Origin of the sequence: Methanoplanus sp. FWC-SCC4, assembly GCF_032878975.1 — an archaeon.
Classification (GTDB): domain Archaea; phylum Halobacteriota; class Methanomicrobia; order Methanomicrobiales; family Methanomicrobiaceae; genus Methanochimaera; species Methanochimaera problematica.
The window spans coordinates 228,784-248,414 of the sequence record NZ_CP043875.1 but is presented as its reverse complement, the minus strand read 5'-3'; the positions used below and the strand labels follow the sequence as shown (position 1 = coordinate 248,414).

The following is a 19,631-nucleotide window of genomic DNA, read 5'->3' as shown; positions in this document are numbered from 1 at the left end:
AATCACCCAATTACACAATGAAATACACTTTTATACATCAGATTTTTTTACCCACAAAAAATTTCCTTGTGAGCTGTTGGCAACAGGTATAATTTCCGCTATTAATTATTTTATCTTCTATTGCCTTATTAACACCTTCATATGATGAAAATGCATCATCAAAGCAGATCCAGCCACCTGGAACGAGATATTCCTCAATATTTTCAATATCCCTGCAAACGCCATTATAGCTGTGATCACCATCAATAAAGGCAAATTTGCATTTAAAATCTCTTGGAACATTTTCTTTAAGTGACGATGATTCTCCTTTTATCGGACATACCACATCATTTAACCCGTTCATGTCAACAAATTTTACAAATGCATCATAGATTCCATTGTATTTCTCATAAATCGGGGCAATATCTTTCTCAAACGGCTCCTTCCAAACCGTTTGTTCGACATAACTTTTTATTCTTCCATCATTTATCTTCACGTTCAACGAATATGTGCCATCGGAGTTTTCCATCCAGTCATCCTCTTCAGGAAAAAGATCCACACAATAAACCTTACAGTTTCCTGACAATTTTGCCGCCAGTCCAAGTACATTTGCAGACCTGCCACACCATGATCCAACCTCAATAAAGTCCCCTTCTAAATCCGAGGTTGAATATGATAAAAGAAAAATAGAGTATAATTGATCAATCGGACTCCATCCAGGTATTTTTTCAACCATATCCTTAATACTATTTATAATAGGTTTTTTAATATCAGCCATATTTTATCTCTATTCATATTAGCATTCATCTTTTTTTAACTTGTCAATAATTTCTGAATAATTTGTTCCACTTTCACCTGGCCAGCAAATATTTTTCCAGTCAGGGCATCCTTTGCATAAAGGATAATTTTCAAAGGAGTGCTTAAGATGAGCTTTTCTTAAATCATTATACATTTCTCCGGACCAAATTTTGAAAATATTATTTGTCCTGTAATCGGCAATAATATCATTCTTTCCAAAAGAAACAGGACAATAATGCAAATTGCCATCTGAATTAAGAAGTATTCTTTCCCAAGGATAAATACAAGGTTTTCTCACAGATTCATCACTATTAGCATTCATCTGAACTGCAATTTCTTCAACAGAGCCACCAACAGAATGAAGGGGCCTGATTACTACATTATCAACACCGGATTCTGTCCAGAATTCAATAAATTTTTCCTTCTCTTGTCTATTAAATTCCTGTTCAACAAAACTCACCATTATTTTTATGCCGTCTTTGAATTCCCCCCTTCTTTTCAGCAAATTCAAAACATTATTGACGACTTTCTCAAAAGAACCACCTACTCTTATTTTCTCATAAGTTTCTTTATAATGGGCATCTATACTAATGTCAATTACATCGATATTTGATTTGATTAATTTATCCAGATTCTTCTCATTTAACAATGTACCATTAGTGGTGAGTGTGACAACAGCACCTGAATTTTCCTTTGCATATAACAACATCTCATAGATCTTAGGATGCAAGAGAGGTTCACCATCTGCAGTATATCTTATATACTGGACACAACCTTTGCCATATGTTGCCACCTCATCAACCATTTTTTTATTCAAAGATTCATCAAGATAAATAACGGGATTATTTTTATGATAATCCTCGACCGAATGCGGACAGTGTATACATGAAAGATTACACCTGTTTGTAACGTCTACATTAATTTGCGAAGGAAATCTTTCTGTCAGATATCCATAAAATCCATATTTTACCTTTTTTTCAGAATTATGTTCCATTATATAGTCCCCTCCATTATTTTTGAAAAAACTTCCATAACATATTCTGCATCTTTAATTGTCATGCTTGCACTTATCGGAAGCGTCATTACTCTTTCATATAAATTTTCAGTTTTTACAAGTTTACAGTTATCTATCCCTTTATAGTAATCCATCATATGGAGCGGCAAATAATGAATTGAAGCACCAATTCCAAAATCACGCATCTTCAGTACGAACTCATCTCTGGTAATTTCAATATCATCGAGAGGCAATTCAATTAAAAACAGATGTTTTGCATGACCCGGACTCAGGATGTTCTTTTGAATTTTAACATGATAAGGCAATTTCTGAATTATATCTACATAATAGTCTGCAATTTCAGCTCTTCTATTAAATAATTCTCCAAGTCTTCTCAACTGAACCCTGCCAATAGAAGCATTCAAATCAGTATAATTCATCTTAAATCCAAGTTCATGAATTTCCGGAACAATTTTGGATTTAGGATCAATAAATCTGTTCCATGCATCTGACGATAAACCATGTAACCTGAATGAACGGAGTTTCTCGGCTATTTTATTATCATTAAGGGCAATAGCTCCACCCTCACCAGTTGAAAGATTTTTATTCGCATAAAAACTAAAACAAGTAAGATTACCGGAAGAACCTACAGGCAGGTCATTTGGAAATTTTGATCCTATTGCATGTGCAGCATCTTCGATTATATGACATTTTTTTGGCATCACTTCCGATATACCATCAATATCAGCAGCAATACCTCCCATATGCACAGGGATTACTGCCTTTGTTTTATCAGTGATTTTATCAGAAACAGATTCCGGAGTAATACAATATGAATTTGGATCTATGTCACAAAAAACAGGTTTTGCTCCCAGATATAGTGCTGCATTAGCAGTACTGCACCATGTGTAACTGGGACAAATTACCTCATCACCAGATTTTACTCCTAAAGCCAGGAGTGATAGATATAATGCTGAAGTACAGGAATTCACACAGACAACATTGCTGACATCAAAGTAATCTTTAAGTTCATTCTCAAATGAAATAGTTTCAGACCCCATACCGATCCAACCGGATTTCAAAACTCTTGTAACCTCTTGAATTTCTTCTTCAGAAAAATTAGGCTTTCCAAAAGGAATATAGTCTCTCATAAAATATTCTACCCTTGACTAATCATTACTATTATACACATACGTTAAAAAGAAAGCATTATTAGTTTTTGCATTTTACACAATATTATTCTTCAAGCAATTTATCATACACATTGAATGAAATTGCTCAAATGCAAATCTAAAATAAAATTATGAATTCTGCTAAAAGATTATCTTAACAATTTATCTAAAATTTATACAGAAAAAGGCAAAAGACAAACTGTTAATTTTTCACAAAAAACAAATAATTATCTGATAAAATACACAAATGATTCGTGTGAAAAAAATCAATAAAATATATTCCAATATTCTAAGAATAAATCAAACAAGCCGTCACACTCTCATATCACTTTTCCAGATGTTCTTTATAACTTTCTTTGGTTTTATTGCAACTATGTATATAGCAAGAAAAACAGGACCTGAGATCTACGGAGTATATTCTTTATTCATAGCCTACTACTCAATAATTACAATATTAAGAAATTTTGGCTTTGAACAGGCTGCAGTTAAGAAAATCTCGGAAGGTGAGAACCAAAACAGTTATTTTACTGCATTTCTGGCAATCAACGTCATTTCTTTACCAATACTGCTGTTAATTCTTTTTATAATCCAACCATATCTCTCATCTATAAACGAATATGGTCTTTTTAACTGGATGCTGCTTGCTGTCATAATATCGTCAATATATACGATATTTATTACAAGTAATTTTGGCACAGGAAAGGTAGGTGTATTTCAGGCAGGATTAATATCGGATTCATTCTTCAGGATAATATTTCAGGTGATTGCCGTTTTTTTTGGTTACTACATCATGGGCCTTGTAGGCGGGCTGATAATCGGATTTATTGCAGGAATGATTGTCAACATTCCATTTAATACACTTAAACTCTCTTATTTTTCATATGCCCAATTTAAAACCCTTATGGCATTTTCATTATGGGTTTTCCTTGTGAATGCAAGCTTTGTGTTACTGAGCAACATTGATAAAATTGCTATTGGATACTACCTGTCAAATGCTGATGTAGGTATATACACAATCGCATTTCAACTCACATCCGTGGCAACCTTTGGATTCATGGCGTTCCAATCGGTAATCTATCCAAAAATAAGTTATATGTCAATAAACGGAGAAATTGAAGGGATTGAAAGACTCCTCTCAAAGTCAATGACATATTCCCTCTCATTGGCAATACCTTCATTAATTGGAGGTTTTCTTCTAGGGTATCATATCCTGTACTATTTTTATGAGGCATCATATGCATCAGGATATTATTCTTTGATTATCCTTTTTGTATGTCAGATTGCCAATGTATTCGTTGTTTTGATAAGTACTACAATCACGGCAATGAATATGCCTAAATCCACATTTAAAGTAACGTTTTTTGGTACAATACTGAATATATTGTTAAATATTCTTTTTATACCCCTTTTTGGAATCATTGGTGCGGCAATATCAACACTGATCACAATGTCAATTATATCAACACTCCTTTTTATTTCCCTATCAAAGTTAATAAAGATAAAATTAGAAAAAACGACATTTAAAAATATAATCATTGCCGCATCTGCGATGCTAATACCTATAGCCATTTATCGCTTATTTGTTCCAATTGACAATTTTTTCCTTGTGCTTTTACCAATACTTATTGGAGGCATTGTATATTGCACTACACTAGTCAAACTAGACACAGCCATTCGCAATGAAATTTTAGACATTCTGATCCAAATGGGGATTATACATCCAAAATCACCAAAATAAAACAATGAAAGGATTTTATGTAAAATAATTATTTTTTATAGGCAACATATTCAAATCCTTATCCTATATTCCAAACTGATTACAAATTATTTTAATCCAGACAAAAACCCTGATTTTTATCCCCTCTCCCAATACCCTTATACAAAAAGCCCTTCTCAATCCACAAATCCGGATCAATCACATTCCTGCCATCAACAACAACCGGCACCTCAGCACCGCATAAATCCCTAACAAAATCAGGATTCAAATCAAAATACTCCCGATGTCCGGTAAATATCACAACAGCATCAGAGTTTTTCAAAACCTCATTTATGTCCTGGCTTATGGAAACACCAGGGTAATCCAGAACCCAGGGGTCATGAACCCTGACATCCGCCCCTTCCTTTATGCAGAGATCCCTAAAGACCTCTGAAGGTCCGTTTCTTGCATCATCGGAGTCATTGATAAATGCCCATCCGAGAAGTGCGATATTTGCACCACTAAGACTTTTTCCGGCACCCAAAAGGGCATCTTTTGTAAGGTTAAGCATGTGCTGCGGCATAAAGTCGTTAATGCCCCTTGCAAGAACAAACAATGACTCCCTTCCGGCCGGATAGTCCAGGGAATCCCTGTCCATAACCTGAACCCCCCTCTCCAGATGATATGTGTCCTTTGTAAGACAATGACCGCCCACACCGGCACCGGGCCACAAAATAGCTCTTGTGATGCCCTCCCCTTTAAGCGAATCAACACCTTTCCTGACATCATAGACATTAACCCCCATCGCCTCACAGTAAAGGGCAAGCTGGTTCACGGCTGCAATCTGCAGGTCCCTAAAAGTATTCTCGGCGGTTTTTGTAACCTCAGCAGCTGTTGATGTCATAGGGATTACCTTTCCTCTGGTCAACACCGGTTCATAGAGCTCAACAGCACGTTTTGTGCTTATCTCATCAATTCCGCCCACAATCCTGTCATGCTCCCTTATGTTTTTCAAAAGCCTGCCAACCATTACCCTCTCAGGCGCATGTGCAAGGCAGAAGTCGCGACCGGCAACAAGACCCGACTCTTTCTCAAGTATTTCTCTTGCAACACCTGCTGTTGTTCCCGGGGTAATAGTTGACTCAAGGACCACAAGCATTCCAGGCCTTAGGTACTTCCCTACATTTCTGATACCCTCAAAAAGAGGTGTAAAATCAGGAATCAGATCTTTTGGATTCTTAAAAGGTGTCTGAATAGCCAGTGTTACGGCATCACATTCCGAAATCTTTGAAAAATCCGAAGTGCATTCAAATTTTTTCTGACCGACAACCTTACTTATCAGCTCCTCAAGTCCGGGCTCCTCGCCTTTAAGGGGTGAACTGCCTGAATTCAGCATATCTATTTTATATCCAGATGATCCGGAGTCCCTCTGAAAGCCATACACATATTCAAATTCAGGTGCATCGGCAAAAAGAACGGCTGCAGGGATTCCCACATATCCCATGCCGATAACTCCGATTTTACGGATTTTCCCTCTCTCTTCAAGTAATTTTTCAATTTTGCCGCTCATCTAATCTGCCCCGTTGATCACTTTGCAGATATATTCACAGTCCTCTGTTGTAACGCCGGGGTGAACGGGGAGGCTTAATACAGACTCTGAGAGTCTTTCAGATACAGGGCATTCATACCTGTAATTGCCGGAAGACAAATACAGGGGCTGTTTATGAACAGGCATCGGATAATGGACTGCACATCCAATCCCTTTTTCATTTAATTTCTGCATAAGTTCATCCCTTGAGAGTTTGTAGTCTTCTTCGAGGCAGATTACATACTGATGATACACATGAGAACACCCAGGTCTTATAACTGGTTTTTTAATCCCCTCAGCATCAATACCTTTTGATAATATATTCGCGTTTTCGCATCTTCGCTCATTCATCCAGTCCAGTTTTGAAAGCTGGACATTCCCAATAGCAGCATCGATATTGCTCATCCTTAAATTAAACCCAAGTTCAGTGTGAAGATATTTTTCACTCTGGCCGTGGTTTACAACCCGCCTTAGTCTTTCATCGTATGAAGATTCAGACGTTGTAACTATACCTCCTTCACCGGTGGTCATGTTTTTTGTAGGGTAAAAGGAGAAGCAGCCTGAAAGACCAAAACTTCCAACTTTTTGCCCCTGGTAAAGGGAGCCATGCGCCTGTGCACAGTCCTCTATTAGGAATATATTTTTGTCCTCGCAGATTTCCAAAACAGCTCTTAAATCAAAGGGCTGCCCGAAGAGGTGAACGCCGATTACTGCCTTTGTCTTGTCTGTAATATTTTCCAGAATCCGGTCGGGATCTATTGTGAAATATTCATCCTCAACATCAACGATCACAGGTTTCGCACCGCACATTGAAACACTTGTTGCTGTTGCAATAAAGGTAAAAGAAGGAACGATTACTTCATCACCGGGTTTTATTCCCGTACACAGAAGCGCCGCATGAAGTGCGGAAGTCCCCGAATTTGTCCCGACCGCATATTTACAGCCGCAGTATTTGGCAAATCTTTTTTCAAATTCAGTAACAACAGAACCATTTGCAAGCACTCCTAAACGCATTACGTCCGAGACTGCTGCAATCTCTTCCTCACCAATGTATGGTCTGGCAATAGGGATCATATTTTAGCACCTTCTGGTAAATCTCTTATCCGGGCAGGGGAACCGACTGCAAGTGTAAAGGCAGGAACATCCTTTGTAACAACCGATCCTGCCGCAACAAGAGAACCCTCCCCTATTATAACTCCGGGCAGAATCGTTGTGTTTGCCCCTATCGAAGCACCTTTTTTTATAACCGGACCTTTTAAGTTATCCCCCCCGTTCGGAGGATATTTGTCATTTGTCAAAACAGCGTTCGGCCCTATAAAAACATCATCTTCTATGACAACTCCGGTCGGGACATACACCATACTCTGAAGGTTCACGTTATGCCCGATTGTCGTGTTCCCTTCAATTATCGAATAAGTTCCTATTGAAACCCCGTTTCCGATAGAAGTGTTCTCCCTTATCAGCACATTGTGACCTGTATTGAAGTTATCACCAATCGTCACATCGCAATAGATGATTGTGCCTGATCTTACCACAGCATTTTTTCCTATATCGGTCCCTTTGAAATCCTCGCATTTCAGGTTTTTCCGTGACGGAAAACCCAGCAATACATCATCGAATATAAACGACCCTTCACCTATGGTGTTATTGCCAAAAGAAAAAATTCACCAGCCCCCCACATAATGGAAATTATAATACAGCCAATATTTATATCCTTTATCCAAAGGCGGGTTCCCTTTATCCATCCAACACTGAATCAAATCAGCTGTCCGTCTAAACTTTAAAACAGCAAAAATCACAATCACCCTAATAACCACACAAAACCAAATATCATGGTAATGAAACAAATAGCGCTCTATGGCAAGGGAGGGATAGGGAAATCGACAACGTCGGCAAACCTCTCCGCTGCGCTTTCAGAAAAAAAACTGGATATAATGCAAATCGGCTGTGATCCAAAACACGACAGCACACGCATGCTGATGCGCGGCGAATGGATTCCGACCGTTCTTGATCTCGTACGTGAAAAGGGTGAGAGCAGCCTTTCAACAGATGATGTGGTCTATACCGGTTATAACGGGATTAGATGCGTTGAGGCGGGAGGACCCGAACCGGGGGTCGGCTGTGCAGGCAGGGGGATTATCGCAACATTCCAGCTTCTCGAAAAGCTTGATGCACTCTACGGTGATATCATTGTCTACGATGTGCTCGGGGATGTCGTCTGCGGAGGATTTGCAATGCCGATGCGTGAGGGATATGCACAGGAAGTGTATCTTGTGACATCAGGGGACTTCATGGCTCTTTACGCTGCAAACAACATCTGCAAGGCAATCGCAAGACTCTCCCGCAGATCAAAGGCACGATGCACACTCGGAGGGGTCATCTGCAACTCTGCAAATATTGAGGGTGAATACGAACTCGTATCTGAGTTTGCAAGACTGATTAACTCGGAACTTATTGAATTCATACCCAGAAACCAGATAGTAAGGGTTGCAGAGGTCAGCAAAAGAACAGTCCTTGAATACGCTCCCGAATCGGAACAGGCAGGAGTTTACAGGCGTCTTGCAGACAAAATAATGAACAATAAACCTGACCCTGAAAAACAGCCTACTCCACTCACAATGGATGAACTCGAATCCCTCGCACAAAAATATATCAAGGCTTGAAGGCTGCACTGTCACAGGAGCCCTTTCGGTATGTGCATTTGTCAATAATGCGGCAACAATAGTGCACGGCCCCGACGGATGTGCACACCAGGCATCATCTCTTTTTCAGTCGACGATGCTCTACAACGGGTGCTTTGACATACCTGAAATTATCTCAAGCGGAATGCAGGAGAATGAGATAATTTTCGGCGGGGAAGAAAAACTAAAAAACACGATAAAGGATTCCCTTGAATACAATCCCGGGGCTGTGTTTGTCATCACATCATGCATATGCGAGACAATCGGCGATGATGTAGACAAAATATGCTCAAATGACTGGGGAGTCCCTGTCATTCCAGTCCACACTTCCGGCTTTCTCGGGGGATCGTTTGAAAAAGGATACATAACCGCCTTAAAGGAGACATCCTGCCTTATTGAAAAATCAGGGGAATCAAAGCACCCCCTGGTAAACATCATCGGAGAGAAGAATCTCGAATATGAGGTTGATGAAAATTTTGCCGAAATAAAGCGGCTTCTCTCCCTTCTCGGTCTTGGGGTGAATGTAAGGTTTGCAAGAAACATAACCCCTGATGATATTAAAAAGACAGGCAGAGGGTGCCTGAATATAATAAGGGATGACACAACAGGGGAACTCTCAAAACACTTTGCTTTGGTTACAAATGCGCCGTGCATCCGGTCATTTCCATACGGGCTTTCGGGGACAATTGAATTTTTAGAGGAGGTCGCGGATATTCTCAATATTGATCCCTCAAATGCCGTTTCAGAGGAATATGAAAATCAAAACCGGCTATGTGAGGATTTTTCAGACCTTAAGGGTGAGAAAGTGTATTTCGACTCTTTCGGGTTTCAAAAGGCAGAGGCAGGACTCCTCTACGAGATCGCAAAGAAAACAGGGATAATACTTGACCCTGACGGGACAGTTATTCCTATTCCGTTTTACACACCGATAGGAACAACAGGTGTTGGGCGAATGCTTCACCAGTGGAGGAGATTTTTATAATGTCAAAACCCTGCATAAATCCCGTATGGCCGTGCGCAATGACAGGTGCAGCATCCGCACTTGCAGGTTTAACAGATGTCGGTGTCGTTATTCACGGATCTTCGGGATGCTACTTTTATGCTGATATGGCGGTTCCGGACTCTTTGCACAGCACGTTTCTTATCCAGGATGAGGTCATATTCGGGGCAGAAGACAGACTGCTTGAAGTCGTCGACAGCCTTTCATGCATGTATTCAAAAATTGCCGTCATAAACACATGCGTTCCTTCGGTTATGGGGGAGGATATTTCGGGAATTCTCTCTGATTTTGACGTTATTGCAATTGATCCCGCGGGATTTTCAGGTGACTTTGATTCCGGCCGGGATTACGCATTATCAAAGCTTGACATAAAAACAGATCACGGGAGGGAAGGGATAAACATTGACGGCATATGCTCACTTGATCCGTTTCACCGGGGTAATTTAATCGAGGCTAAAAGACTTCTTGATCTGTGCAAAATACCTGTTGCAGCCACATTTTGCAGGGACACTTTAGAGTCTGTAAGAAATCCGTCTCCATACTCGGTATCAGTAAACCCCGATTATTCACACCAAAAATATCATAATTCAGATGATCTTAATCTCAGCATTCTCGGGATTGATAATGTCACAGATTCATTTTCAAAAATTTCAGAACTCTTCCCTGACAAAGATGCAGGTAAAATTTTTGAGGAGGCAGAAGAGGCTGATGAAGTTATCACGAAGGCAGGGAGCAAATATTTGCGAAAATCTGACCCTCCGGATGTTATGATCTTCGGGACAGAATCATATGTTGAATTTGCGGCAGAACATCTGAAGAATACATTTGATGCCAACATAATATTTGCAGGAGTAAGAAACGGGGAACCTGAAAACACTGATTTTCCTTCAAAAAAGATAACGGACATGCAAGAGACTAAAGAACGCATCCTAAATGAAAGACCTGATCTTATCATAGGCTCATCCTTTGAATATGCAGTATCTCCGGACATCCCATTTGTTGAGATGACATTTCCCATAAGGCACAAAGTCATGCTTCACAACAGACCATTTGCAGGGATCGAAGGGGCACTTTCGTTTACGGAATCAGTCATAAATTCCCTAAACAAGAAAAGCTGACTGAACCTTTTATCCCACCGATTCTTCTAAAAATCAGGGTATCTTTAAAAAACCGATACCCGGATTCCCGGGCAGAGGATTTGGAGCAAATACTGGAAAGAGGATTTTTTGGCTAAATATAAAAAAAATACAAAAAAGAAAATACAACAAAATTTTTAGGAATTGAGAAATTTTAGCTCATATTATTGCCACAGTTTGGGCATTCCATCTCCAAAACTCCATCCTTTTTTGGCATTGAGCACCCGCACCTGCTGCATATAAAAAAACCGGACAAGGATTTTTCAGGGGCTTTCCTTTTATTTCTCCCCATACCGTATTTTTGTGAGGCAATTATTTCTCCGGAGTCCACACATTCAACTCCCCCTGAAATCACTTTTTCAATCGCCTCTTTTATCAGAATATCCTTAAGGATATACTGCTTCACACCGGCCTTTTGAAAAACCTTTGTCGAGCCTGCGCCAAAATCTCCGGCAACAACGGCATCCACACCAAAGTCTATGACATTTCCTGCAGCAACAACCCCTGCACTTCCCGGAATGTCACTTGCCTCGTTTGGAATAGTAAGGTGTGTTGCAATTCCGCCTGATCCAATATCAACAACACAAAAACTGCTGCATCTGCCAAAAAAAGGCGATACAGTATCGTCAAAACCACCAGAACCCCTGCCGGCAACAACCACTCTTTTTATCATCAGAAAACCCCAAACTGCCTAAAAAATTAAATGAATTATTTTTTCAGTTCTTTCCAGACATGAGCAAACCTCTGTGCTGCCGTGAAGTGCCCCAGAACACCAAAGACAACCAGAAGCCATCCAAGGAAACTCATGCCGTAGATTCCGCCGGCTACAATTAAATCAATAATTCCGGCTGCAATTAAAAGAACAAGGCGATCCGCCCGTCCTAAAATACCTCCATAAAACCTGCCGACACCAACAGCCTGTGCCTGGGTGCCGAGGTAGGAGGACATGAGAACACCGGTGAGCGCAAAGACACCGATAGGCCAGGGAGCAAGAGGACCTGCAAATATACCGCATATGATAAAAATATCGGCATACCTGTCAATGACATGGTCCAGGAAATCACCGCCGGGAGTTGCAATATTCATCTCCCTGGCAATCGCTCCGTCAATTGCGTCAAAAAATGCATTAAGAAAGACAAAAATCACACCCATAAGGATATTACTCTGATAAAAGGCGTAACCTGCGGCTGCTGCGGCAATGAAAGCAATTATTGTGCTTGCATTGGGAGTCAGATGCAGTTTTACGCATACCTTTACTATTGGTTTTATTATCCCTGCTACATGAGGGCGATAATTGTCAAGTGTCATATGATCATTCCAAAATATTCTGACCAGTCGGTTTTTCCATGAGAAGGTGGTATTTTACCCTGCATAAAATCCCCGATCTCTGTTGCAATAATATCGACAGATTCATTTGTCGTGTCTATTTCTAATATTTTGCAGGGTTCATGGTATTCGAGAGCCTCGATTAAGGAGACATCAAGGGCTTCAGCCTCCACATTCTCCATAACCTTCTCCTGTGAATATCCACGATGTTGCAGACGTTCCTTTAGGATGTCAGGCCTGCACCTTAGTATCACCACAAGATCGCAGGGCAGAAGGTGAGTCAGGTGCCCTTCGATTATCCCCTCAAATGGTTTGAATGAAGATACCCATTTTTCCTCATCAATAATTTTTGTATCCCTTTCTTCATCATCTGATACGATAAAGTCTTTTACCGTATCGTTCTGCCGGACAATATTGTATCCTCTTTTTTTGAGTTCATCCGCCAGAGTTGATTTACCGGTACCGGGTATTCCTGAAATGCAGATCATCATGGATTTTTGATCTCTTTTACTGCTTTTAGAAACATCTCATTCTCCCAGGGCTCCCCGATGCTTACACGGATATAGCTGTCACCGAGCATGGGAAAACTTACGCACGACCGGACGATAACACCGAGACCTGCAAGTTTCTCTACCGCCTCGTCACCAGTCATCGGTGAGACATCAATCATTACAAAGTTTGCGCCGCTCTGACACACAGGGTACCCTGATTCATTTATGAATCTCTCACGCCACTCTGATACCTCACTGACATAGTCACTGACATATTCCCCGTCAAGCAGTGCACCTGTTGCCGCTGCCATAGAGACGCAGTTCAGGTTGAAAGGAGTCTGTGCACGGATGTAATATGGTTCGTACCACTCAGGCACAAAGGCATAGCCGACTCTCATACCGGCAAGCGCAAATGCCTTTGACATTGTCATGCCGATTATCAGATTGTCGTGATTTTTCATCAGCAAACGGTAGTCTGTGTCACAGAAGTCAATGTAGGCGTTGTCGAGAAACAAAATTCCGTCAATTGATGAGAGTATCTTTTCAATATCAGGGACGGGAGTGACTGTTCCTGTCGGGTTGTTCGGACTGCACAGGAATGCAAGCTTTGCACCTTTGCAGGCTTTTATGAATTCATCTGTATCAACAGAGAAATCATCACGCCTTTTTATGTTTTCAACAACCCCTCCCTGGGCTTCAACTGCGAGTCTGTAGAATGAAAAAGTGGGTGTGCTTACAACCACTTTGTCCCCGCATTCCACAATTGTCCGTATGACATTTTCAATGACACCGTCCATCCCGACACCTGTCACAAACCGGTAGTCACCGTGATATGAAACAAGTGCATCCTTTAGGGCCCTTCCGGACTCGTCCGGGTAACGGTTCCCTGAATAGAGAGCTTCTTCAGCCTGTTTTAATGCCTTTTTTGAGGGAGCCGAGGGATTTTCATTGCTTGCAAGTCTCGCCGGCTTTAAATACCCGGCTTTTTTTGATATATCCGCAGCTTTCGTTGCAAATACATAGCCTTCACTTTTAAAGATCTGTCTTATCAATTGCCGCATTGATGACCTCCACTGCTTTGTCTATCTCCTCATCTGAAATAGTAAGCGGCGGTACGAGGCGGATTGTACCGTGTGATGCACAGTTTACAATGACACCGTTTCTTCTGCACTCTTCATATACGTCCTTACACTTCTCCTCTCCGACAGGGATTCCAATCATAAGACCGCAGAAGCGGGGATTGTGTGCAGAGAGTCCTTTTGCAAACCTATCTCCCTTTTCGCTTACAGATGGGAGAATTTCCTCTATTATATCAATTGTGGAAAGGGCTGCAGCGCATACAAGGGGACCACCGGCAAATGTGCTTCCGTGTTCACTTGCCTTAAAGGAGATGCCTTCTGCCGCAACCAGTGCACCCATCGGGAGACCGCTTGCAATACCCTTTGCAATTGTGACAATGTCAGGTGTTACGGATGTATTCTGGTAGAAGAACCATTTTCCAGTCCTTCCCATTCCTGTCTGCACCTCGTCACAGATCATAAGAGCACCCTTTTCATCACATATCTTACGGACGCCCTCGTAAAAGCCCTCGGGAGCGGGAACAATTCCTGCCTCGCCCTGCACTCCTTCCACAAAAACACCTGCGGTGTCATCGTCAACCGCCTCTTTTAAGGCCTTTAAGTCACCGTATTCAACAAATGTGCATTCCGGCTCGAGAGGTTCAAAGGGTTCCCTTATTGCAGGTTTGTATGTTACAGCAAGTGAACCGCATGTTCTTCCGTGAAAGCCGTCTACAAAGGCGACAAACTTCTTTTTCCCGGTTATGATTCTTGCAAGCTTTATCGCTCCCTCGTTTGCCTCGGCACCGGAGTTTGAAAAGAAAGCACGGCCGCCCTTAAGACCGGATATCTCAACCATTTTTTCTGCAAGTTCTGCCTGGTTGGGGACATAAAACAGATTTGAAATGTGTATCAGCTCTTTTGCCTGCCTGCATACAGCTTCGACGACTTTCGGGTGGCAGTGTCCGGTACTGCATACTGCAATTCCCGCAACGCAGTCAAGGTACTTCTTCCCGGATTCGTCCCAGACATAACTGCCCTCTCCCTTTACAATTTTTTGGTCACGCCCGAAAGCCTGCATGAAGTAGCGGCTGTCAAGATCCTTTGTATTCACGGAGTTTTGATAATTTCCCATTTAAATCCACTTCTGAAATTTCTATAAATATTTTATAAGCATTTTAAATTATATTTTGGGCATAAAAACATTCACCAAGCGAAAAGCATCCACTGTTTTCATGCCGGATTATCTGTATGATGCAAAAAAATCAGAAGGTAACCAAACCCACCATTTAAGATAACCAGGGGGGGCACAATATATCCAGAGATTATTTTTGCACCAGTTAACCGGCTTAATCTGGATTATTGCCGGTTTTGACTGATTATAAGATTTTGTAAGGCATAAAAGAAAATCTGAATTTTTTATTCAGAAAATTATCCCCTAAAGCCTTTAAAGAATATCACTCGTATTCAATTGTTGCCGGAGGCTTTGGAGTGATATCATATACCACACGTGCAACCTCGGGGATTTCGGAGGTGATGCGTGATGCTATTTTGTGCATTGTTTCCCACGGAATTTCAACAGGCTCTGCTGTCATTGCATCACGGGAGTAAACGGCACGAACAGCTATAATCCACCCGTGAAGACGGACATCTCCCTTGACTCCTGTGCCAAGTCCTATCAGGGCTGCAAAGCACTGCCAGGGCTGAAACTTCTCAACAAGCTCCTCTTCCGCAATAGCATTTGCCTCGCGGATTACTGCAATCTTATCAGGTGTTACCTCACCAAGACAGCGGACAGCAAGACCGGGGCCCGGGAAAGGCATTCTGTGCTGAATCTCAACAGGCATCTCAAGGGCCCCTGCAACGTCCCTTACCTCATCCTTGTAGAGATCAATTAAAGGCTCAATTAATCCTTCAAATTTGATGTCATAGGGGAGACCGCCGACATTGTGATGGCTTTTAATTCCGCCCTCGCTTTCGATGATGTCAGGGTATATTGTTCCCTGGAGGAGATACTCCGCACCTGTTTTTTTCGCTTCACGCTCAAAGATGCGGATGAACTTCTCACCGATTACCTTTCTCTTCTCTTCAGGGTCAACGACACCTTTTAATGCCTCGAAAAATTCCTCACCTGCATCGATTACATCAAGTTCAAGATCTGAGAAGAGTTCCTTAATCCTCTCAGTCTCGCCTTTCCTCATAAGACCTGTATCGACATAGATTGGTTTTAAATTGTCATCGATTGCACGTTTTGCAAGCTCTGCACATACGGATGAGTCAACCCCTCCGGAAAGTGCCATGACAACTTTTTTGCCGTTTGACTTTTCTTTGATCTCCTCAATTGCTTTTGCAATAAACTTCTCTGTGTTTACCATCTTTTTATTCTCCAGGGAATTCTCAATTTTTAATAATTGTCTTTACTCGTTTTTTCTCTGATTTGCACATGCCTCAACAAATCCAAGGTACGGAGGTGACGGGTGTGTCGGTGTCGACTTGAACTCAGGATGGGACTGTGTTGCAAGGAAGAAGGTGTTTTTCGGAATCTCACATGCTTCCATCCTGTTTTTGCAGGCTCCTGAAAATACAAGACCTGCCTTTTCAATATCTGCGATATATGTTGGATTTACTTCGTAACGGTGACGGTGGCGTTCAACAACACTCTTCTTACCGTAAAGCTTTGCAATCTTTGTGTCCGGCTTTAGATCAATTTCGCAGTCTCCAAGCCTCATTGTGCCTCCGAGATCGGTGACATCCTCCTGTTCGGGGAGTATGGCAATTACATGCCGGCCTTCACCCATCTCTTCGGATGTTGCATCTGCCCATCCTAAAACACCCCTGCAGTATTCGATTACTGCAAGCTGGAAACCGAGGCATAAACCTAAGAAAGGCTTGTTGTTTTCCCTCGCAAATTTTATTGCACGGATTTTTCCCTCAATTCCGCGTGGCCCGAATCCGCCCGGGATAAGTATTCCGTCCACGTCTTCAAGGTCTTTGTCTTCATAGTCTTCTGCATCGATCCAGCGGATTTCAACCTCGGTTGAGAGATTTCTGCCGGCATGCCTGAGGGCTTCTTTTATTGAGATATATACATCCTCTATTCCGTATTTTGTAACTATTGCAACAGTTGCCCTCTTAGTGTACTCGCGGCTGACAATTCTGTACCATTCATTGTCTGCCTCAACTTTCTTTAAAGAGAGGAGATCGGCAATCACATCTGCAAGACCTTCCTTTTCAAGCTCCATCGGAACTTCATAGATATCCTTTGCAGTTGCCGCGGAAATTACAGCTTTTGGAGATACTCCACAGAAATCCGAGATCTTTTTTTTGGTTCCGGATTTCATCACAATGTCACTTCTGCCGACTATGACGTCAGGGTGAAGGCCAAGTTCACGAAGGACTTTTACTGAATGCTGTGTCGGTTTTGTCTTGTGATCTCCCATGTTGTCACTCGGGACAAGTGTCACATGAACGAGTGCCATGTCATTTTTGGGGAGTTCTCCGACCATCTGGCGTACTGCTTCCAAAAAGGGCATGCTCTCAATATCTCCAACTGTTCCTCCCACTTCAACGAGGCAGACATCCGCTTTTTTGCCGTTTCCGTTACCGTCTTCTACGTAATTTTCGGCAGCGTTTTTTATGTACTCCTTTATCTGATCAGTTATGTGCGGGATAATCTGGACAGTGCCGCCAAGATAGTCTCCGTGCCTTTCCTTCTCAATGACAGTCTGATAGACCTTTCCGGTTGTGATATTGTGATCAGATGTCAGATTGATGTCCAGGAAACGCTCATAATTTCCAAGATCAAGATCCACTTCTCCGCCGTCTTTTAAGACAAATACTTCCCCGTGCTGTGCGGGGTTCATTGTGCCGGCATCAATGTTGAGGTATGGATCTATTTTTACAGCAGTTACCCGATACCCTCTGTTCTTTAAAATTCTTCCAATAGATGCGGTTGTAATGCCTTTTCCAAGACCACTCATCACACCGCCTGTAACGACTACGTATTTCAAGACACCCTCTCCAAAGATAAAATATACAGATCACTTTGTTTTTGAAAGGAAATAAATTGGTTGATAGAGAAAATTCTTACAAAAAAATACACTCAAAAAAATATATTAAAAACTCTTTTACAGCACCGGACAGGGATTTTTATAAAACAGAGAAGAAAACCCCCAGGGTCCGTGCCTGTTACATTTTACTCTTAAAAAATGAGAATCAGGCTGAGGGTTGGAATGAATACGAAACAGAAGTAACAGATGAAAACGGATTTGCATCAGTAACCGGAAAAGTGCCTTTAACATTCGGAATGTTTCATGCATCTGCCAGTGCTGAGATTTCAGGCATCAGTGCCAAAAGCGATGATAAAGTAATTGAAGTCAGCAAAAAATAAGTCAGGGAACTGGTTTATCTCTTGACAACAGCAAAAGAAGCTGTAGTCTTTGAGAGAACCTTCGATTCATCATCTTTTTGAAAAACAATGCCCTCGGCAAATATTATTTTACGCCCGCGCCGTACTACCGATGCCTTTGCGCATATTTTTCCGGTGTTAACGCCACGCAGAAATGACGTTGTTTCCGATATTGTTGCAATACCCTCACCGGCATTAAGTATTGTTGATATTGCAAGCGCCATAGCCTCATCTGCAAGTGACACATATATGCCGCCCTGAAGCCAGCCGGCACCGTTTAGCATATCAGCCCTTACATCCATCAAAAGGACACAGCCGCCGTCCCCAAAACTTATAGGATCAATTCCCATCAGGCAAAAATAGGGATTGGCCAGACGCCCTTTTTTTAAAACTTCATCCGGATATGACATATTATATTCATATTCCTGGTTTCTCTCAGGATATTATAAAACCGGTATAATTTGCAAAATCAAAAGGTTTTATCGGACTTTATGATGAATTCATTTCATGGATGAAGAAGAAAAGCAGATGATGAGGGATATGCTCTGGTTAAATGCAGTCATTGCAACAGAGCTCATACAGGTTACTGAAAATACCTCTAAAATTCTGCGAAAAGAGGATATACCAAAATCATGCAGAGCAGAACATAATGCTCTAAGAGATGTCGCCCTAAAAATTGCAGACAGGTACAAACCCGGTACAGATCTTTGCGTTCACCTGGGGAATCACCGGTAATATATCAGTAATATTATTGCAAATCCAAATCCACTATTTTACTCATGAAAATTCTGATGGTTATTGCACCAAAGAGATACCGTGAAGAAGAATTTGAAATCCCCGCAAAAATGTTTGAGGAAGCGGGAATTGAATATGAGGTTGCATCTGTCGAATCAGGTGAGTGCTACGGCATTATGGGGGGAATTCAGAATGCAGATATTGCAATACGTGATGCTGATGAAACCTCCTATGATGCACTTGTGATTGTCGGGGGTCTTGGAGCATCTGACTTCCTGTGGTCTGACGACGACTTAAAAGAGCTTACAGAAAAGTTTGGAAAATCAGGAAAAGTGACAGCAGCAATATGCCTGGCACCTGTAGTGCTTGCAAGGGCAGGTCTGTTAAAAGGACGGCAGGCAACCGTATTTGAGTCACCGGCAACTCTCAAACTGCTAGAAGAGGGCGGTGCCAATTACGTAAAGATAGGGGTTGTTGCAGATATGAATATAATTACTGCAAACCACCCTACCGCATCAGCAGAGTTTGCAGAGACCATAATTGAGAAATTAACCTGCTGAATAAAACCA

General features: G+C 41.6%; 21 protein-coding genes. 7 read left to right on the top strand and 14 right to left on the bottom strand.

The window, feature by feature from the left end; all coding sequences use genetic code 11:
* Positions 1 to 37: 37 nt before the first annotated feature.
* Genes F1737_RS01160 through F1737_RS01150 form a run of 3 tightly spaced genes read right to left on the bottom strand, consistent with a single transcriptional unit; the run spans position 38 to position 2,922 of the window.
* Entirely contained in the window at positions 38 to 757 is a 720-nt protein-coding gene (locus F1737_RS01160) for a class I SAM-dependent methyltransferase (RefSeq protein WP_317136956.1), read from the bottom strand.
* 18 nt (positions 758 to 775) lie between these two features.
* A complete protein-coding gene (locus tag F1737_RS01155; protein WP_317136955.1) occupies positions 776 to 1,771 on the bottom strand; it encodes a radical SAM/SPASM domain-containing protein in 996 nt (331 codons plus the stop codon).
* Positions 1,771 to 2,922, bottom strand: coding sequence for a DegT/DnrJ/EryC1/StrS family aminotransferase (locus F1737_RS01150; protein WP_317136954.1), 1,152 nt, complete (start codon positions 2,920 to 2,922; stop codon positions 1,771 to 1,773). The genes F1737_RS01155 and F1737_RS01150 overlap by 1 nt, the downstream gene beginning before the upstream one ends.
* 277 nt (positions 2,923 to 3,199) lie before the next feature.
* Here F1737_RS01150 and F1737_RS01145 point away from each other — a divergent pair, with 277 nt between their 5' ends.
* Complete coding sequence (locus tag F1737_RS01145; protein WP_317136953.1) at positions 3,200 to 4,681, top strand: flippase; 1,482 nt, start codon at positions 3,200 to 3,202, stop codon at positions 4,679 to 4,681.
* Between the two features lie 91 nt (positions 4,682 to 4,772).
* On the opposite strand, the gene F1737_RS01140 is transcribed toward F1737_RS01145, so the two are convergent.
* The 3 genes from F1737_RS01140 to F1737_RS01130 are packed head-to-tail and all read right to left on the bottom strand — an operon-like array spanning position 4,773 to position 7,834.
* Complete coding sequence (locus tag F1737_RS01140; protein WP_317136952.1) at positions 4,773 to 6,209, bottom strand: nucleotide sugar dehydrogenase; 1,437 nt, start codon at positions 6,207 to 6,209, stop codon at positions 4,773 to 4,775.
* The gene (locus tag F1737_RS01135; RefSeq protein WP_317136951.1) at positions 6,210 to 7,301 is read right to left on the bottom strand and encodes a DegT/DnrJ/EryC1/StrS family aminotransferase; all 1,092 of its coding nucleotides are present in this window, start codon (positions 7,299 to 7,301) and stop codon (positions 6,210 to 6,212) included. It abuts the gene before it with no gap.
* Positions 7,298 to 7,834, bottom strand: a complete 537-nt coding sequence (locus tag F1737_RS01130; protein WP_408669666.1) for an acyltransferase — start codon at positions 7,832 to 7,834, stop codon at positions 7,298 to 7,300. Before F1737_RS01130 ends, F1737_RS01135 begins: the two co-directional genes overlap by 4 nt.
* 231 nt (positions 7,835 to 8,065) lie before the next feature.
* On the opposite strand from F1737_RS01130, the gene cfbC reads away from it, so the two are divergent.
* The 3 genes from cfbC to F1737_RS01115 are packed head-to-tail and all read left to right on the top strand — an operon-like array spanning position 8,066 to position 11,026.
* Positions 8,066 to 8,890: a Ni-sirohydrochlorin a,c-diamide reductive cyclase ATP-dependent reductase subunit gene (gene cfbC / locus F1737_RS01125; RefSeq protein WP_317136950.1), complete on the top strand. Its 825-nt coding sequence runs from the start codon at positions 8,066 to 8,068 to the stop codon at positions 8,888 to 8,890.
* Positions 8,850 to 9,890, top strand: coding sequence for a nitrogenase component 1 (locus F1737_RS01120; RefSeq protein WP_317136949.1), 1,041 nt, complete (start codon positions 8,850 to 8,852; stop codon positions 9,888 to 9,890). Before cfbC ends, F1737_RS01120 begins: the two co-directional genes overlap by 41 nt.
* Positions 9,890 to 11,026 (top strand): nitrogenase component 1, encoded by a 1,137-nt coding sequence (locus tag F1737_RS01115; RefSeq protein ID WP_317136948.1) that lies wholly within the window; start codon positions 9,890 to 9,892, stop codon positions 11,024 to 11,026. The genes F1737_RS01120 and F1737_RS01115 overlap by 1 nt, the downstream gene beginning before the upstream one ends.
* Before the next feature lie 172 nt (positions 11,027 to 11,198).
* Here the strand turns inward: F1737_RS01115 and F1737_RS01110 are convergent, their stop codons facing one another.
* The 7 genes from F1737_RS01110 to pyrG form a co-directional block, all read right to left on the bottom strand.
* A complete protein-coding gene (locus F1737_RS01110) occupies positions 11,199 to 11,717 on the bottom strand; it encodes a NifB/NifX family molybdenum-iron cluster-binding protein (RefSeq protein WP_317136947.1) in 519 nt (172 codons plus the stop codon).
* Positions 11,718 to 11,752: 35 nt separating this feature from the next.
* Complete coding sequence (locus tag F1737_RS01105; RefSeq protein WP_317136946.1) at positions 11,753 to 12,352, bottom strand: CDP-alcohol phosphatidyltransferase family protein; 600 nt, start codon at positions 12,350 to 12,352, stop codon at positions 11,753 to 11,755.
* A complete protein-coding gene (locus tag F1737_RS01100; RefSeq protein WP_317136945.1) occupies positions 12,349 to 12,861 on the bottom strand; it encodes an adenylate kinase family protein in 513 nt (170 codons plus the stop codon). The genes F1737_RS01105 and F1737_RS01100 overlap by 4 nt, the downstream gene beginning before the upstream one ends.
* A complete protein-coding gene (locus F1737_RS01095; RefSeq protein ID WP_317136944.1) occupies positions 12,858 to 13,922 on the bottom strand; it encodes a pyridoxal phosphate-dependent aminotransferase in 1,065 nt (354 codons plus the stop codon). The genes F1737_RS01100 and F1737_RS01095 overlap by 4 nt, the downstream gene beginning before the upstream one ends.
* Positions 13,894 to 15,054, bottom strand: a complete 1,161-nt coding sequence (locus F1737_RS01090; RefSeq protein WP_317136943.1) for an aspartate aminotransferase family protein — start codon at positions 15,052 to 15,054, stop codon at positions 13,894 to 13,896. The genes F1737_RS01095 and F1737_RS01090 overlap by 29 nt, the downstream gene beginning before the upstream one ends.
* Before the next feature lie 322 nt (positions 15,055 to 15,376).
* Entirely contained in the window at positions 15,377 to 16,294 is a 918-nt protein-coding gene (gene guaA / locus F1737_RS01085) for a glutamine-hydrolyzing GMP synthase (RefSeq protein ID WP_317136942.1), read from the bottom strand.
* A 42-nt stretch (positions 16,295 to 16,336) separates the two neighbouring features.
* The gene (gene pyrG / locus F1737_RS01080; protein WP_317136941.1) at positions 16,337 to 17,929 is read right to left on the bottom strand and encodes a glutamine hydrolyzing CTP synthase; all 1,593 of its coding nucleotides are present in this window, start codon (positions 17,927 to 17,929) and stop codon (positions 16,337 to 16,339) included.
* Positions 17,930 to 17,985: 56 nt separating this feature from the next.
* Here pyrG and F1737_RS01075 point away from each other — a divergent pair, with 56 nt between their 5' ends.
* On the top strand, positions 17,986 to 18,309 hold the full coding sequence (locus tag F1737_RS01075; protein WP_317136940.1) for a hypothetical protein: 324 nt from the start codon (positions 17,986 to 17,988) through the stop codon (positions 18,307 to 18,309).
* Between the two features lie 14 nt (positions 18,310 to 18,323).
* Here the strand turns inward: F1737_RS01075 and F1737_RS01070 are convergent, their stop codons facing one another.
* Complete coding sequence (locus F1737_RS01070; RefSeq protein ID WP_317136939.1) at positions 18,324 to 18,737, bottom strand: PaaI family thioesterase; 414 nt, start codon at positions 18,735 to 18,737, stop codon at positions 18,324 to 18,326.
* 97 nt (positions 18,738 to 18,834) lie between these two features.
* Between F1737_RS01070 and F1737_RS01065 the strand changes: the two genes are divergently transcribed.
* The gene (locus F1737_RS01065; protein ID WP_317136938.1) at positions 18,835 to 19,062 is read left to right on the top strand and encodes a hypothetical protein; all 228 of its coding nucleotides are present in this window, start codon (positions 18,835 to 18,837) and stop codon (positions 19,060 to 19,062) included.
* Between the two features lie 56 nt (positions 19,063 to 19,118).
* Positions 19,119 to 19,622, top strand: a complete 504-nt coding sequence (locus F1737_RS01060; protein WP_317136937.1) for a DJ-1/PfpI family protein — start codon at positions 19,119 to 19,121, stop codon at positions 19,620 to 19,622.
* Positions 19,623 to 19,631: the final 9 nt, after the last annotated feature.

What these genes read in the sequence shown, in the direction of transcription:
- F1737_RS01150 (WP_317136954.1), bottom strand. Translation starts at nt 2,922, where the DNA reads ATGAGAGACTATATTCCTTTTGGAAAGCCTAATTTTTCTGAAGAAGAA.
- F1737_RS01140 (WP_317136952.1), bottom strand. Translation starts at nt 6,209, where the DNA reads ATGAGCGGCAAAATTGAAAAATTACTTGAAGAGAGAGGGAAAATCCGT.
- F1737_RS01160 (WP_317136956.1), bottom strand. Translation starts at nt 757, where the DNA reads ATGGCTGATATTAAAAAACCTATTATAAATAGTATTAAGGATATGGTT.
- F1737_RS01090 (WP_317136943.1), bottom strand. Translation starts at nt 15,054, where the DNA reads ATGGGAAATTATCAAAACTCCGTGAATACAAAGGATCTTGACAGCCGC.
- guaA (WP_317136942.1), bottom strand. Translation starts at nt 16,294, where the DNA reads ATGGTAAACACAGAGAAGTTTATTGCAAAAGCAATTGAGGAGATCAAA.
- F1737_RS01100 (WP_317136945.1), bottom strand. Translation starts at nt 12,861, where the DNA reads ATGATGATCTGCATTTCAGGAATACCCGGTACCGGTAAATCAACTCTG.
- F1737_RS01095 (WP_317136944.1), bottom strand. Translation starts at nt 13,922, where the DNA reads ATGCGGCAATTGATAAGACAGATCTTTAAAAGTGAAGGCTATGTATTT.
- F1737_RS01060 (WP_317136937.1), top strand. Translation starts at nt 19,119, where the DNA reads ATGGTTATTGCACCAAAGAGATACCGTGAAGAAGAATTTGAAATCCCC.
- F1737_RS01120 (WP_317136949.1), top strand. Translation starts at nt 8,850, where the DNA reads ATGAACTCGAATCCCTCGCACAAAAATATATCAAGGCTTGAAGGCTGC.
- F1737_RS01155 (WP_317136955.1), bottom strand. Translation starts at nt 1,771, where the DNA reads ATGGAACATAATTCTGAAAAAAAGGTAAAATATGGATTTTATGGATAT.
- F1737_RS01105 (WP_317136946.1), bottom strand. Translation starts at nt 12,352, where the DNA reads ATGACACTTGACAATTATCGCCCTCATGTAGCAGGGATAATAAAACCA.
- F1737_RS01115 (WP_317136948.1), top strand. Translation starts at nt 9,890, where the DNA reads ATGTCAAAACCCTGCATAAATCCCGTATGGCCGTGCGCAATGACAGGT.
- F1737_RS01110 (WP_317136947.1), bottom strand. Translation starts at nt 11,717, where the DNA reads ATGATAAAAAGAGTGGTTGTTGCCGGCAGGGGTTCTGGTGGTTTTGAC.
- cfbC (WP_317136950.1), top strand. Translation starts at nt 8,066, where the DNA reads ATGAAACAAATAGCGCTCTATGGCAAGGGAGGGATAGGGAAATCGACA.
- F1737_RS01065 (WP_317136938.1), top strand. Translation starts at nt 18,835, where the DNA reads ATGGATGAAGAAGAAAAGCAGATGATGAGGGATATGCTCTGGTTAAAT.
- F1737_RS01070 (WP_317136939.1), bottom strand. Translation starts at nt 18,737, where the DNA reads ATGTCATATCCGGATGAAGTTTTAAAAAAAGGGCGTCTGGCCAATCCC.
- F1737_RS01135 (WP_317136951.1), bottom strand. Translation starts at nt 7,301, where the DNA reads ATGATCCCTATTGCCAGACCATACATTGGTGAGGAAGAGATTGCAGCA.